General features: G+C 65.0%; 12 protein-coding genes. 5 read left to right on the top strand and 7 right to left on the bottom strand.

Features of this window, described 5'->3' with window-relative positions; genetic code table 11:
* Window positions 1-25 precede the first annotated feature (25 nt).
* The 3 genes from ACQR03_RS26500 (at window position 26) to ACQR03_RS26490 (ending at window position 3,093) form a co-directional block, all read left to right on the top strand.
* Window positions 26-1,198 (top strand): ABC transporter ATP-binding protein, encoded by a 1,173-nt coding sequence (locus ACQR03_RS26500; protein WP_434841617.1) that lies wholly within the window; start codon window positions 26-28, stop codon window positions 1,196-1,198.
* Complete coding sequence (locus ACQR03_RS26495; RefSeq protein WP_434841618.1) at window positions 1,195-2,109, top strand: ABC transporter permease; 915 nt, start codon at window positions 1,195-1,197, stop codon at window positions 2,107-2,109. The genes ACQR03_RS26500 and ACQR03_RS26495 overlap by 4 nt, the downstream gene beginning before the upstream one ends.
* 171 nt (window positions 2,110-2,280) lie before the next feature.
* Window positions 2,281-3,093 carry an ABC transporter permease gene (locus ACQR03_RS26490; protein WP_315753898.1) on the top strand — a complete coding sequence of 271 codons (813 nt, stop codon included), beginning with the start codon at window positions 2,281-2,283 and terminating at the stop codon, window positions 3,091-3,093.
* A 100-nt stretch (window positions 3,094-3,193) separates the two neighbouring features.
* Here the strand turns inward: ACQR03_RS26490 and ACQR03_RS26485 are convergent, their stop codons facing one another.
* The 5 genes from ACQR03_RS26485 to ACQR03_RS26465 all read right to left on the bottom strand — a co-directional run bounded on the left by ACQR03_RS26485 (window position 3,194) and on the right by ACQR03_RS26465 (window position 9,501).
* On the bottom strand, window positions 3,194-4,180 hold the full coding sequence (locus ACQR03_RS26485; RefSeq protein ID WP_434841619.1) for an alpha/beta hydrolase family protein: 987 nt from the start codon (window positions 4,178-4,180) through the stop codon (window positions 3,194-3,196).
* Window positions 4,181-4,187: 7 nt separating this feature from the next.
* Window positions 4,188-5,039 (bottom strand): carbohydrate ABC transporter permease, encoded by an 852-nt coding sequence (locus ACQR03_RS26480; protein ID WP_315717543.1) that lies wholly within the window; start codon window positions 5,037-5,039, stop codon window positions 4,188-4,190.
* Complete coding sequence (locus ACQR03_RS26475) at window positions 5,036-5,911, bottom strand: carbohydrate ABC transporter permease (protein WP_315754983.1); 876 nt, start codon at window positions 5,909-5,911, stop codon at window positions 5,036-5,038. Before ACQR03_RS26475 ends, ACQR03_RS26480 begins: the two co-directional genes overlap by 4 nt.
* A 116-nt stretch (window positions 5,912-6,027) precedes the next feature.
* Window positions 6,028-7,410, bottom strand: coding sequence for an ABC transporter substrate-binding protein (locus ACQR03_RS26470; RefSeq protein ID WP_315717541.1), 1,383 nt, complete (start codon window positions 7,408-7,410; stop codon window positions 6,028-6,030).
* Between the two features lie 141 nt (window positions 7,411-7,551).
* Complete coding sequence (locus ACQR03_RS26465; RefSeq protein ID WP_434841686.1) at window positions 7,552-9,501, bottom strand: AsmA family protein; 1,950 nt, start codon at window positions 9,499-9,501, stop codon at window positions 7,552-7,554.
* A gap of 310 nt (window positions 9,502-9,811) precedes the next feature.
* On the opposite strand from ACQR03_RS26465, the gene ACQR03_RS26460 reads away from it, so the two are divergent.
* Both ACQR03_RS26460 and ACQR03_RS26455 read left to right on the top strand, forming a co-directional pair.
* Window positions 9,812-10,540: a CoA transferase subunit A gene (locus ACQR03_RS26460; protein ID WP_315717540.1), complete on the top strand. Its 729-nt coding sequence runs from the start codon at window positions 9,812-9,814 to the stop codon at window positions 10,538-10,540.
* On the top strand, window positions 10,540-11,190 hold the full coding sequence (locus ACQR03_RS26455; RefSeq protein ID WP_315717539.1) for a 3-oxoacid CoA-transferase subunit B: 651 nt from the start codon (window positions 10,540-10,542) through the stop codon (window positions 11,188-11,190). Before ACQR03_RS26460 ends, ACQR03_RS26455 begins: the two co-directional genes overlap by 1 nt.
* A gap of 8 nt (window positions 11,191-11,198) precedes the next feature.
* On the opposite strand, the gene ACQR03_RS26450 is transcribed toward ACQR03_RS26455, so the two are convergent.
* Window positions 11,199-12,920, bottom strand: coding sequence for a hypothetical protein (locus tag ACQR03_RS26450; protein ID WP_434841620.1), 1,722 nt, complete (start codon window positions 12,918-12,920; stop codon window positions 11,199-11,201).
* Window positions 12,921-13,098: 178 nt separating this feature from the next.
* Window positions 13,099-13,980 (bottom strand): formylglycine-generating enzyme family protein, encoded by an 882-nt coding sequence (locus ACQR03_RS26445; protein WP_434841621.1) that lies wholly within the window; start codon window positions 13,978-13,980, stop codon window positions 13,099-13,101.

The following is a 13,980-nucleotide window of genomic DNA, read 5'->3' as shown; positions in this document are numbered from 1 at the left end:
CGGCCAGGGGTGATTTGATCAGGACATGGCTGACGACATCGCAAATCCAGCGCCCGCCGAGGAGCCGGCGGCATCACCACTGCCGGAACCGCGCCCCGATCCTCAGCCGCCGATCCTGCGGATCGAGAACGTCGTCAAGACCTTCGGCAGCTTCCGCGCCGTCGACGGCGTCTCGCTCGACATCCGAGCCGGCGAGTTCTTCGCGCTGCTCGGCCCCAGCGGCTGCGGCAAGACGACCTTGCTGCGCATGCTGGCCGGCTTCGAGACGCCGGATGAAGGGCGCATCCTGCTGTCGGGCGAGGAGATCGCGCAGGTGCTGCCGCATCAGCGGCCCGTCAACATGATGTTCCAGAACTACGCGCTGTTCCCGCATCTGAACGTGCGCGACAACATCGCCTTCGGCCTGAAGCGCGCCGGCATGCCGCGCGCCGAGATCGCCACCCGCGTCGCGGAGATGGTGGCGCTGGTCCGGCTCGAAGGCCTGGAGAAGCGCAAGCCCGATCAACTGTCCGGGGGACAGAAGCAGCGCGTCGCCCTGGCACGCTCGCTGGCGCGCCGGCCGAAGGTGCTGCTGCTCGATGAGCCGATGGCGGCGCTCGACAAGAAGCTGCGCGAGAGCACGCAGTTCGAGCTGATGGAGCTGCAGCGCAAGCTCGGCATGACCTTCATCATCGTCACCCACGACCAGGAGGAGGCGATGACGGTGGCGAGCCGGATCGGGGTAATGAACGCGGGAAGGCTCGAGCAGGTCGCTGCACCGCGCCGCCTGTATGAAGAGCCCGTGTCGCGGTGGGTCGCGGAGTTCGTCGGCGACATCAACCTGTTCGAGGGCGAGGTGACCGCGCGTGAGTCGCACCGGCTCCGGATCACGACCGCCGCTGCCGGCGAGCTCGCCGCGGCGCAACCCGTCAGTCCGATCAGCGAGAGCAAGGTCGCAGTCGCGATCCGTCCCGAGAAGATCCGCCTCGCGCTTCGCCGGCCGGCGGCTGATGCCGCAGCGATCAACTGTGTCGAGGGCGCCATTTCCGATGCGAGCTATCTCGGCGGCAAGACCGTGTACAAGATCAAGCTCGACGGCGGCGCTGTCCTGCACGCGTCGCAAGCCAACACGGCCCGGCTCGACGCCGACGGCTATGGGCTGAACCAGCGCGTCGTGGCCTGGTTCACGCCCGATGATTGCGTGGTGCTGGAGCGATGAGCGCGCGCCGCATCTTCTCGCGTCCGGCGCGATTTGCGGCGATCGCGCCTTACGTCTGGATGGTGCTGTTCTTCCTGGTGCCGTTCGCCTTCGTCGCCAAGATCAGCCTGTCGCAGACTGCGATCGCGCAGCCCCCCTATACGCCGGTGTTCTCGCTGGCTGATGGTTTGTCGTCGCTCTCGGATGCGTTCGCGGCGTTGTCGCTGGACAATTTCCGCCTGCTGCTGTCGGACGATCTGTATCTCGCGTCCTATCTGCGCAGCGTCGTCGTCGCGGCGACGTCGACCGCGATCCTGCTCCTGATCGGCTACCCGATCGCCTATGGCATGGCGCGGCTGCCCAGGCGTTGGCAGGGCATCGCGATGATGCTGGTGATCGTGCCGTTCTGGACCTCGTTCCTGATTCGCATCTATGCCTGGGTCAACATCCTGCAGCATGACGGCCTGTTGAATCAGATCCTGCTCGCGCTGCATCTGGTGTCCGCGCCGGTGGTGTGGCTGTCGACGGACAGCGCGATGTATGTCGGGATCGTCTATTCCTATCTGCCCTTCATGATCCTGCCGCTGTTTGCGACGCTGACGAAGCTGGAGCCGGCCCTGGAAGAGGCCGCCGCCGATCTCGGCGCCTCGCCGCGCGAGACCTTCTGGCTGGTGACGTTTCCGCTGTCGCTGCCGGGTGTCGGCGCCGGCGCGCTGCTGTGCTTCATCCCGATCGTCGGCGAGTTCGTCATTCCCGATCTGCTCGCCGGCTCGAAATCGCTGATGATCGGCCAGACGCTGTGGCTTGAATTCTTCACCAACAAGGATTGGCCGGTGGCTTCGAGCATCGCCGTCGTGCTGCTCGCGGTGCTGCTGCTCCCGCTTCTGCTCTACGACCGGCTGCAACGCCGGCAGTTGGAGGAGAGCAGGTGATGGATGGCGTACAGCAAGGCACGTTCTCTCGCTCCCCTCCCCCTTGCGGAGAGGGGTTGGGGGTGGGGGTCCGCATCGGCGATCTTTGCTGGGTGCCCCTCTCCCTGACCCTCCCCCACAAGGGGGGAGGGAACGGAGAGGGTTTCACTGGGATTGAGGGAGGAGGAGATCGTGCCTAATCCCTCCCGCCTGTCGCGCTTCAACGTCGCCTCGCTGACGCTTGGGCTCGCCTTTCTTTACCTCCCGATCCTGATCCTGGTGATCTATTCGTTCAACGCCTCGCGGCTGGTCACGGTCTGGGGCGGCTGGTCGCTGCGCTGGTATCACGAGTTCTTCAACGACCGCGCGATGATCGATGCAGCCTGGATGAGCCTGCGCGTCGGCGCCACCTCGGCGACGGTGGCGACCTTGCTCGGCACCCTTGCCGCGGTGGCGCTGTCGCGCGGCCAGGGATTTCGCGGCCGCATGCTGTTCTCCGGCATGCTGTATGCGCCGCTGGTGATGCCCGAGGTGATCACCGGCCTGTCGCTGCTGCTGCTGTTCGTGGCGCTGGAGGCCGAGCGCGGCTTCTGGACGGTGACGCTCGCCCACACGACCCTCACGATGTGCTTCGTTGCGGTGATCGTACAGTCGCGGCTGGTCTCGCTCGACCGCAGCCTGGAGGAAGCCGCGATGGACCTCGGCTGCGATCCCTTGCGCGCGTTCGTGATGGTCACCTTGCCATTGATCGCCCCGGCGGTGGTCGCCGGCTGGATGCTCGCCTTCACGCTGTCGCTCGACGATCTCGTGATCGCGAGCTTCACCACCGGCCCGGGCTCGGCGACATTGCCGATCCGGATCTATTCGGAAGTACGGCTCGGGGTGAAGCCGGAGATCAACGCGATCTGCACGCTGGTGATCGGGCTGATTGCCGTGGTGATCGTCGTGGCGTCGTTAGCTTCAAAGCTGTCGAGTGATCGCGGCGAGAGCGCTGCGCCATTATAGAGGTCGTCATTGCGAGCGTAGCGAAGCAATCCGGGCCGCGCCAGGACTCTGGATTGCTTTGCTACGCTCAAAATGACGGAGAATGCTGCGGCAGCGTCGCTCAGGCCTCGAACAGCCGCAACGCGGCGGCCACAACCGTGCGGTGGATCGCGCCGCGGTCGACCGACGGCGGATCGACGCAGCACGCCGGGTCGGCGCTGCGTCCGAGCGCGGTGCTCTTCGGCAGGAACACATAGTGGCCGGCCTCGTCGGCAACGACATCAAAGGTGCTGCCGCTGAGCCGCTCATGCAGCCAGCGCGCGGATGGCAGCAGGGCGTCCCCACCGCCGACCATGATGCGTGCGGGTACGCTGATTGCGGCGACGCTCTCGTCGGAGAAGCCCTGCACCGATCGGCCCGGCGCCAGCAGCAGCGCAGCCTTGATGCGGGGATCGCGATAGGAGGCCGACATCCGCCCCCAGGAGTCGCGGAAGATCTGGCTCTTCTCCATCAGCCGCGGCAGATGATCGACGAGATCGGGAAACTCGCGCGGTCCGCGGCCCAGATTGGCGCCCGGCTCGAACGGCGAGCGGAGCATGATGGCGCCGAGCAAGGCGGTGGCGGTGACGCCGCCGAGCGAATAGCCGACGGCGTAGATGCGGTCGGGGTTGATACGGCCTTCGAAATCGGGATGAGCGGCGATGTGGTCGATCAGCAAGGACACGTCGCGCGGGCGTTCCCATGAGCAGAGGAAGCCCTCTGCGCGGTAGGGCTCAGCGTTGCTGTTGCCATGATGATTGACGGCGACCGCAACAAAGCCGCGGGACGCCAGCTCGCGCGCTAGCCATTCGAACTGCAGGCCGTTGCATCCGGTACCATGCGAATACATTACGAGCGGGCAAGTCCCGTTGGGACCGAGCGGCGCATCCAGCGCCGCAGGTCCCGCCTCGAACCATCCTTGCGGCCATGGGGCGACCGGAAGCGCTGCTTCGATCGCGCTATCCGTGGCCGGATACCAGGCGAACCAGTCGATGGGCCGCGGCCCGTCGCCATCCCAGTTCGGCCGCGAAGCGTCGGCGAACCGTCCCTGACGAAATCCGACCCTCATCGCTCCGTCACGACTTCACGGCGCCGGCGGTCAGGCCGCCCACCATGTAGCGCTTGAAGGCATAATAGACCGCCGCGGGCGGCAGCGCGTAGATGAAGCCGGTGGTCATCAGAAGCTCCCACGGCGAGTCATCGGCGGCCAGGAAGTTGCCGAGCGCCACGGGCAGCGTGATATCCTTGTCGTTCGACAGCAGCAGGAACGCGTAGAGGTACTCGTTCCAGGCCAGCAGCACCGCATAGGTTCCGATCGCGACCAGCGAGGGCATCATCAGCGGCACATAGACGAGCCGGAAGATCTGCAGCGGGCTGGCGCCATCCATGACGGCGGCCTCGTCCAGCTCGACCGGCAGCTTGTCGGAGGCCTGTTTCAGCACCCAGATCGCGTAGGGCGAGGCAATCGTCACCATCGCCAGGATCAGCGACCAGTCGTTGTTGAGCAGGCCGTATTTGCCCATGGTGCGATACATCGGCACCGCGAGGAACGCGGCCGGGATGAAATAGGTGAACAGCGCGAGGTTCATCACCACCCGGCTGCCGGGCACGCGCAGGCGCGAGATGGCGTAAGCCGCGCAAGTCGCGATCACCAGGGTCAGCGCGCCGACGGCGGCGGCAATGATGACGGAGTTGCCGAACTGGATCCAGAAATCGCGCAGGAAGTAATGCTGCTGGTGGAACACGATCGAGAAATTGTGCAGCGTCGGATGGTCCGGCCACAGCTTGCCCGAGAACGCGTCCTCCTTCGGCGAGATCGCGAACAGGAACATGTGGTAGATCGGGATCATCGTCCAGATGAAGACGGGGATGCCGATCAGCAGCAGCCGGGCCTCGGTGCCGACTTCGCGCAGGGTGGGGAGCTTCATCGCGACAACCGCTTCATCATGAAATAGACCAGGGGGAGCACCAGCGGCATCGCGCAGACGATCGAGGCCATCGCGAGGCTGAGCTGATCGAGCCGGAGATAGCGGATGCCGAGTGTCGCCAACACGTGGGTGAGATCGGCCGGACCGCCGCCGGTCAGGAGGTACACGCTGTTGAAGTCGCCGAGCGTCCAGATCATCGAGAGCAGCGTGCAGGTGATGTAGAGCGTCTGCATCGACGGCCAGGTGATGAAGCGGAACTTCTGCCACCAGGTGGCGCCGTCGACCTCGGCGGCCTCGAACAGGTCCTGCGAGATCGCCAGCCGCCCGGTCATCAGGATCAGGGTCCAGAACGGCAGCGATTTCCAGATGTGCATGCCGATCGCCATCGACAGCGCGACCGTCGGATCGTTCAGCCAGTTCGGGCCGTCATCGCCGGTGAACTTGAAGATCAGCTGGTTCACGACGCCCCATTCGGGATTGAGCATGAAGCGCACCGACAGGATGGTCGGGATCGAAGGCACCGCCCAGGGAAGGATGAAGATGACCGACAGCCATTTGATCCAGCCGCGCTGCTGAATGAAGAAGCCGGACAGGAACAGTGCGATCACCATCTTCAGATTGATGCCGACCACAAGGAAGATCAGCGTGTTGACGGCGGCGCGCGCGAAGATGGGGTCGTTATACAGCGCGACATAGCTGGCCGGCTCCCGGGCGAGCCACAGGCCGTAGCCGACGGGATAGACGACGAAGGCGAGGAAGACGAGCAGATAGGGGGCAAGCATGACGATGCCCCACACCTGTGACGGTGTGAGCAGCACCGGGCGCGGCGCCTCCGCGAGTGCGGAATCGGAAGCTGAGAGCGTGATCGCCATGGTCGTTTTTCCCGGGTCGTCTCTTCCCGCCTATAAGCCATCCCGGCCGCATGCGCTGCGGCCGGGTTTTGTTGTCGTTGTCAGGATCTCGAGCTAGCGCCTCGCGAGGCGAGAGACTAGCCGGCGACCTCCTTCAGCCGCGCGATCAGCTCGTCGACGGCCTTCTCGACCGGCACCTTCTCGCTGACCACGCGGTTCATCGCCTTGGCCCAGACGTTCTCATTGTTGAGGATCGTGAACTTGTAGTTCTTGGTGAAGTCGAACGGCGTCGTGCCGCCGGTGAACTGGGTGTAAACGGCCTTGCGATGGCGGTCGGCCTGCCAGAACGGGCTCTTCTGGCCTGCGGTCGTCACCGGGAACCAGCGGCCCAGCGCGCCCTCGATGTAGGGGCCGAGGTTCTCCTCCTGCATCAGGAACTTGATGAATTCCTTGGCCTGCGCCTTGTGAGGAGCATTGGCGAAGATCAGTCCGGTCTTGACGTCGGAGCGGTACTTGATCGGCGTGCCGTCCGGCTTGTTGGGGAAGGACGCGGTGATGATGTCCTCCTCATAGGCCTTCTTGCCGGCCGCGCGCTGCTCGGGCGTCAGCGCGGGGTTGGTGGAGTCCTCGAACCATTTGGCCGCGATCGAGATCGTGAAATTGTGGGTCATCACGATCGTCTTGTTGTGGAACGCGACGTTGTTGTCCGGATCCTTCCAGGTCGTGGACGAGGGCGGCGTGCAGCCCTTGATGTAGGTGTCGGTATAATCCTTCATCGCCTTGACGAGGCCGTCGCGCACCTTGGGGTCGTCGACAAGCAGCTTGCCGTCGTCGTCGACCAGCTTGACGTTGTAGGCGTCCATGAAGGTGTAGAACGACTGGAACGAGTCGGTGGATTCCACGCCCATCGGCTGACCGACGCCATACATGCGCTGGCCGGTGGCCTTGCGGACCGCCGGCTGCACCTTGTCGCACCAGAACGTCCAGTAGTCTTCCCACTTGGTGGGGATGTCGCTCTGCTTGAAGCCGGCCTTGCTCAGCAGGTCGCCCCAGATCTGGACGTGCATGCTCTGCTGCTTCAGCGGGAAGCCGTAATAGGCCTTCTTCTTGGTGACGTTGTTGTAGAGGTAGGCGGTCTCGAGCGTGTTCGGAGCGAATGCCGACTTCATCGGCTCCAGGATGTCGGTGAGATCCTCGAGCTTGCCTTCGTAGGCCCACTTGCCCTGGGCCTGAACGTCGTAGGTGTCGGCGTAGGCCACGTCGGGCACGGTGCCCGAATCGAGCGCGGCGACCGTCTTCGGAATCATGTCCTGGATCGCGTATTGCGACAGCTCGACCTTGATGCCGGTCTTGGCCTCGAACTTCTTGACGACGTTGAGCAGCGCATCGTCCTCGGACTTGTAGAAGCCCTTGCTCCACCAGATCGTGATGGTGTCCTGAGCGATGGCTGGTGCTGCAGCGCAAAAAAGCCCGGCGGCTGCGACTGCGATCGAAAGCGCACCCATTCCCCTGGATTTCACGTGTCTCTCCCTGATCCGCCGATCTTGCTTGATCGGTTGCGGCCGGACACTAGCCCAGGGACCCGACGTGATCCAGAAGTAATATATCAGACATAGGTCGTGACGGCGGCGCGTATCGGCACGCGAAGCAAGCCGCGTCGGTCAGTTCTGCTTGGTGGGAGGGTCGCCCGTCGGGGCGTCAGCCTGCGGCGCAGTGTCTGGCTGCGCCGGGCGCAATCCGCCGCCGGTGAATCGTTCCAACACCGAGCGCACCGCATCCCTCGTCTTGCGGTCCTTGACCGCATCGAGCAGAGGGGCGGCGGCCGGAGCGCGGCGGATCAGGCTTTCCGGATCGGGAAAGATCAGTGGATCTTCCCAGGGGCCCTGGACGACGAAAGGCAGTTCGAAGCCGTTGCTGCCGTTGCCGGACGACAGCAGGCTCGCGACGCCCTTGAAATCGTATTCCCGTGTCGGCACCGAGGCCGTACCGGTCATCGTGATGCGCGCGGTCGGGCTCTCGACGCGGATGTCCTCCGCGGTCGCGATGCCCTCGGAGAACTTGACCGCGATCGTCAGCGAATCGTAAGGCGTCGAACCGGAGCGGAAATTGCCGCCGCGCGACAGCGGGCTGCGCTCGAGGCGCTTCAGGAGCTGCTCGACGTTGAAGCCGGAGATCGCACCATCGCGGCCCTGCAGGTTGGCGCTGCCGTCGAGCGACTGGGCGAGCCCGAACGGGCTCGAGCCCGAAGCCGTCAGCGAGACGTTGAGATTGCCGCGTCCCGACAGCGACGACACGCCGAACATCTCGTTCGCGCAGGCCTGCAGATCGACATCGTTGAATTGCAGCTCAGCCTTCACGTCGGCCACGGTGTCGGCACGGGCGATTCCGAACGAGCCGCGCACGATGCCGCCATACATCTGAGCCTCGCCGACCGAGAGGGCGAGCACGCCGTTGCGCAGGTTGGCGCCGAAGGCCGTGCGTCCGATTTTCGAGGAGCCGACCGTGACCTTTGCGGCCGATAGCCGCATGTCGAGGTCAGTGGTGGACAAGGCCTTGAGGTCGAAGAGTTGCCGATTCCAGTCGCGGGCCCCATTGGCCAGCAGCCGGACCGTCGAGATGTAGGGGGTGAAGTCGAGCGCGTCGGCCGCCAGCGTCGCCTGCAGCGTCTGCCGGCCGTTATTGGCGTAGGTCATCACGCCTTCGGCGGTGTTGCCGTCGAGTTCGACGTTGACATTGGTGAGGGCGATCGAGGCGCCGACCACGTTGGCGCGGGCACGCAAGGCGAAGCGCCCGAAGCCGCCGCCGCCGAGCGGCGTCTGCCCCGTCCAGCGCAGCGCATCGCGGAGCGAAGGGCTATCCACCGTCAGCGTGCCTTCCATCAGCGCGCTGGTGCGGTTCGCGACCGTGCCGTCGAAGGCGACCTTCAGCGGCGCGCTGGCGAGCCGCATCTTCAAGCCGGACCGGTCCCCCGACAGCGCAGCCAGGAAGTCGCTGACGCTGATGGAGCCCTCGATGCGCTGGCCGCGCCAATCGAACTGCCCGGTCGCCGCGAACGAGCGCGAGATCGACGGCCAGGCGAGCGACAGGTCGATATCGTCGAGCCGCTCGGACGCGTGGTGGTCGGTGTCCTCGTAGACAAGGATGCCGTCCTGGATGCGGATCTCGGAGAACGACATCTGGCTGTCCGGCCCCGGACGCATCGTGCGCGCGATGGTCTCGATGAAGGGAGTCCAGTTGCTGTTGCCGTCGGCCTCGCGGGTGACGTTGATCTGCGGCCGCAGCATCATGACATCGGCGATTTCGAACCGCTGCAACAGCAGCGGCAACAACTGTAGATTGGCGGTCAGCACGTCGACGCGCAGGGCCGGATCCTCGGTGCCGCTGCCCTTCAGGCCGACATCGTGGAACGAGACATAGCTGCCCGGAAACAAGGAGACGTCGATATGTCCCTTGACGACGAGCTCGAGCCCGGTCACGGCGCGGATCTGGCTCTCCACCGCCTGCCGCAGTGCCTCGCGATTGACCAGCCAGGAGCTCGCCAGCAGGGCCACGAACGCGATGCCCAGCAGCACCGCGATCGGTGTGCCGAGGCGCCTCATTCCTTGGGCCATGGTCACGGACATGTCCTGGGATCGTCGGATCGCTGGTTACGCGGGATGGGCAGGGTGCGCCGAAAACCCCTGCCAACATCAACAACTTGATGCGCTTTCTTGACGCTTTCAAGGCCACGCCGCCGGTGTGGCCGGATTGCGGCGGAGCCCTGATATTCCGGACTCCGGATCGCCACGGAGGCGCAGGCTGGTGCGACAGCTAAAGCAGGATGTGCGCGTTGGGAAGGCATCATTGACGCATTGCGAAGATTTCGCCTAATAATCCGGTCGATATCCGCGCGGTCGCCGCTCTCCATCAGGTCATTCCCGTATGAACAAGGTCTATCCGGACGCCAAATCCGCCCTTGCCGGCCTCCTCAAGGACGGCATGACCATCATGTCGGGTGGGTTTGGTCTTTGTGGCATCGCAGAAACCCTGTCCGACGCCATTCGCGAGTCCGGGGTGAAGGACCTCACCGTCATCTCCAACAATGCCGGGGTGGACGGCATCGGCCTGAGCCGGCTGCTGGAGACGCGGCAGATCAAGAAGATGATCTCGTCCTATGTCGGCGAGAACAAGCTGTTTGCCCAGCAATATCTGGCCGGCGAGCTGGAGCTCGAATTTTGCCCGCAGGGCACCCTGGCCGAGCGCATCCGCGCCGGCGGCGCCGGCATCCCGGCCTTCTTCACCAAGACCGGCGTCGGCACGCTGGTCGCGGAGGGCAAGGAGGTGCGGGAGTTCGACGGCGAGAAATATCTGATGGAGCGCGGTCTGTTTGCCGATCTGGCGATCGTGCACGCCTGGAAGGGCGACACCGCCGGCAACCTCGTCTACCGCAAGACCGCGCGCAACTTCAATCCGATGATGGCCACGGCGGCCAAGGTGACGGTCGCGGAGGTCGAGCATCTGCTGCCGGCCGGCCAGATCGATCCCGACCACATTCATACGCCGGGCATCTTCGTGAAGCGCATCATCCAGGTCGGAACTGCGCTCAAGCGCATCGAGCAGCGCACCGTGCGCAAACGTGAAGCCGCCGCCGCAGCCGGGGAGGAAGTCTGATGGCCTGGACGCGAGAGCAGATGGCGGCGCGCGCCGCCAAGGAGCTGCGGGACGGCTACTACGTCAATCTCGGCATCGGCATTCCGACGCTGGTCTCCAACTTCATTCCGCCGGGCGTCGACGTCGCGCTGCAGAGCGAGAACGGCATGCTCGGCATGGGTCCGTTCCCCTATGAGGGCGAGGAGGATCCCGACCTCATCAATGCCGGCAAGCAGACCGTTACCGAGCTGCCGATCACGAGCTATTTCTCGTCAGCCGAATCCTTCGCCATGGTCCGCGGCGGCCACATCGACCTGTCGATCCTCGGCGCCATGCAGGTCGCCCAGAACGGCGATCTCGCCAACTGGATGATCCCCGGCAAGATGGTGAAGGGCATGGGCGGCGCGATGGATCTCGTCGCCGGCGTCAAGCGCGTGGTCGTGGTCATGGAGCACAGCGCCAAGGACGGCCCGAAGCTGCTCAAGCAGTGCACCTTGCCGCTGACCGGCGAGCGCGTGGTGGACATGGTGGTGACCGATCTGGCGGTGTTCACGATCGACAAGCACGGCAATGACGGCATGGCCCTGATCGAGCTCGCCGACGGCGTGACGCTCGACGAGGTCAAGGCCAAGACCGAAGCCGAGTTCCGGGTCGCGCTGAAGAATGCCTGAGGGCGCGGCTACCAGCGCCGGCACAGCATCTCCGCGACCTTGACGGCGAGCCGGCATGCCGCTCGCCGCGGCGGGCTCGCAGCAGAGGACTGGGCGGTCTCCGCCAGCCCCTGAATGATGAGACACGGCACACTGCGGCTGAGGCAGATCAGCCCCATCGCATAGGCCATGTTATCCGTCGCAAGCGCGCCTGGAAACGCTGCCGAGATCTCGGCATTCGTGCCGTCGCCATCGCACGTCACCGTCATTCCTTCGAAGAACACGCCGATGTCATCCAGCATGCCATCCGCGGCCTCATGCGCGAGGCGGCAAAGCTCGGGATCGGCCGGAATGATCATTCCGCTGTCATCGACCAAGGGCGGCTCGGCAATGCTGAGCGCGTCGCGCAGCTTGATCTGAATCCGGAATGGCGCGACCGCGGTGGCAATGACGAGATCACCGGGGCCGGCGCCGACGAATCGCGGGCCGCGGGCCGCGTGCGGGAGATTCGGGCCCAGTGCTTCGGCCCGTCCCGGCATGATCAGCCACTGCGCCCCATGCTCTTCGATCGCCACTGCGGCCGCGCTCGCCACCTCGGCCATCGATCGCCCGAGGCACACGACCGCATGGAAGCAGGAATGCCTGATGATGGCGCGCGCCGCGTTGCGCTGTTCAATCAGTGTGCCCGGGCCCATGGCCTGGACCAGGGCTTCGATATCCTCCGGCGTTTCGACCAGGAAACCGATCGTGTTGGCTTTGGCATGGAGAAATCGCAGCGCGTCGAGCATCGCGTTGATGCTGGCCTTCTCCCGACCATCGAGCTGCTGCCACAGCGCTTCGAGCACGTCCAGAGAGGCCTCGATGCCGGCGCCGATCACGCCCTGGCCGAGCGGGCGGCCGGGTGTCTCGCAACGGTAGAGCTCCTCCAATGCCTGCAGGACGGTTCTGCGGTCCTTGACGGCGTAGGCTCCTTGCAGGATGCGCGCGAGAACCTGGGCGCGCTGGCCAAGTTCGAGTGGAACGGCGAGCCAGGCAAAATCAGCCAGCTCGGCGGCCTGCTCGCTGGCGGCACGCTGAAATTCGCCGACGACCTGACCGTAGTGCCAGCTCAGTTGCCACGGGGTCACCTGCCTCCCGCGATACCTGCCGCGCTCGATGCGTTCGAGCGATTGCGCCTGCAACTCGTTGCGCAGGTCGGGATCTATTCCCGATGCGCGGGAATCCAGCAGACGATAGGCGCGTGTTGCGATCGCCGGTCCGAACCATTCGTGCTCGGGGTCCCCGACCGAGAGACCGCTCGGGATGCGGATGTGGACGGTCCTGCGAAACTGGTCGAGCTCGCGTCTTGCCACCTGGCCCGCCGTCACCGAAACCTGCTGCACCTCGCACAAACCGTCGACCACACTGGCCCAGTCCCAGAAGTCGTCGCCATAGAACGGAATGCGATATTGGCGGCTCGCGACGATCCGTGCGCAAACCTGTTCGATGGCGGGAGCCACACGATCGAGAATATCCTTGCGCGCCAGCGCGCCGTCCGTGAGACATTGGTGCACGAGACGCGCCGCGCCCGCATTCACCACGTGCCAGTCCTTGGCGGCGAATTTGGGCGACGTCCGCAGATATTCGAGCGCGTCGATGAGGCAGCGTCCAGCCAGTGCGCGGGGCGAATCGTCGTCGAACCAGCTGGTGTTACCAATTCCGTACCCGTGCAGGTCGGACGTGAAGAAGACCGGCGGATGTCGAGAATTCACACTCGCCTCCTGGTCCGCTTATCGCGTCTCTCAACGAAAATTGTCTAACGTTTGTAGCTTGCATCTCGCAATCGAAAGTTGATTTTGCGTGACTGTCATTTGTGCCAGTGTCAGGGCACCGCCGATCCGGCACCGGCGTCGGTTGCTGTCGAGCGTGCTTAACGCTGAGCACGCCGGGTCAGGCGCGAATGGCGCCGAGGAGCCGGCTGAGACGCCGCGTCATGCTGCGGCTCCATGAGGGCTGTTCGCGGACCAGCCGGAAGCCGAGATTGGCAGGTGGCGTGCCGGAGGCGCAGCCGCCGGCGCGCGCGTCGCGGATGAAGTCGGTCACGTAGGCTCGATGCGCGCCTTCGGCCAGCCGCACGCCGCAATTGCTGACGGTCTTGGTGACGCGACCTGCGCTATCCTGCATCTTGCGTGTGAAGCAGGTCGAGGTCCACTCCCAGACATTGCCCGCGAGGTCGGCAATGCCGTGCTCGTTGATGCCGAAGCTGCCGAAGCCGCGCGTCTCGGAGTCCTCTTGCAGCGCGGCTTCCCGTTCGTAGCGGGCAATCCAGCGTCGCGAGGGATCGGCGTCGTCGATCGAGACGCCATCGTCCTTGAAGCGGCTGCCCGCCGCATAGGCCCACTCGGTATCGGTCGGCAGACGATAGCTATGGCCGGTCCGGTGTGAGAGCCATTCGGCGTAGGCCACCGCGTCATGCCAACTCACCTGCACGGCCGGGCGATCGCTGGCGATGGGAACGTTGCGATCGAGCGCGCGGCACGCATGCGCTTCGACGCAGGCGTGGTAGTCCGCGGCACTGACCTGGTTCGTCATGATCGTCAGCGGATGATCAATGCGGACCGTCGTGATGGGCGCTTCGGCCTGCCGCCCGCCGCGGAGATGGTCACCGGAGTCGCGGTAGCTGATCGTACCAGGTGCGATCTCGGTGAGGGCGGGGCCGTCGAGGTCCGCAGCGCGGTTTGGCAGATCGGCAAGGATCGGTGCCATTGCGGTCGGGCCAGCCAATCCGACGACGCAGGCGATGGTGAGCTTGAGCTTGAAAGCGAGCAGCAT

Origin of the sequence: Bradyrhizobium sp. HKCCYLS3070 (assembly GCF_051167575.1) — a bacterium.
Taxonomy (GTDB): Bacteria; Pseudomonadota; Alphaproteobacteria; order Rhizobiales; family Xanthobacteraceae; genus Bradyrhizobium.
Note: the sequence above shows the minus strand (reverse complement) of the source record. Positions and strands in the feature narration are given on the sequence as shown.

Excerpts from the sequence above, each read along its gene's own strand:
- ACQR03_RS26500 (WP_434841617.1), top strand. The coding sequence starts at position 26 with ATGGCTGACGACATCGCAAATCCAGCGCCCGCCGAGGAGCCGGCGGCA.
- ACQR03_RS26495 (WP_434841618.1), top strand. The coding sequence starts at position 1,195 with ATGAGCGCGCGCCGCATCTTCTCGCGTCCGGCGCGATTTGCGGCGATC.
- ACQR03_RS26485 (WP_434841619.1), bottom strand. The coding sequence starts at position 4,180 with ATGAGGGTCGGATTTCGTCAGGGACGGTTCGCCGACGCTTCGCGGCCG.
- ACQR03_RS26480 (WP_315717543.1), bottom strand. The coding sequence starts at position 5,039 with ATGAAGCTCCCCACCCTGCGCGAAGTCGGCACCGAGGCCCGGCTGCTG.
- ACQR03_RS26475 (WP_315754983.1), bottom strand. The coding sequence starts at position 5,911 with ATGGCGATCACGCTCTCAGCTTCCGATTCCGCACTCGCGGAGGCGCCG.
- ACQR03_RS26465 (WP_434841686.1), bottom strand. The coding sequence starts at position 9,501 with ATGGCCCAAGGAATGAGGCGCCTCGGCACACCGATCGCGGTGCTGCTG.
- ACQR03_RS26460 (WP_315717540.1), top strand. The coding sequence starts at position 9,812 with ATGAACAAGGTCTATCCGGACGCCAAATCCGCCCTTGCCGGCCTCCTC.
- ACQR03_RS26455 (WP_315717539.1), top strand. The coding sequence starts at position 10,540 with ATGGCCTGGACGCGAGAGCAGATGGCGGCGCGCGCCGCCAAGGAGCTG.
- ACQR03_RS26445 (WP_434841621.1), bottom strand. The coding sequence starts at position 13,980 with ATGCTGCTCGCTTTCAAGCTCAAGCTCACCATCGCCTGCGTCGTCGGA.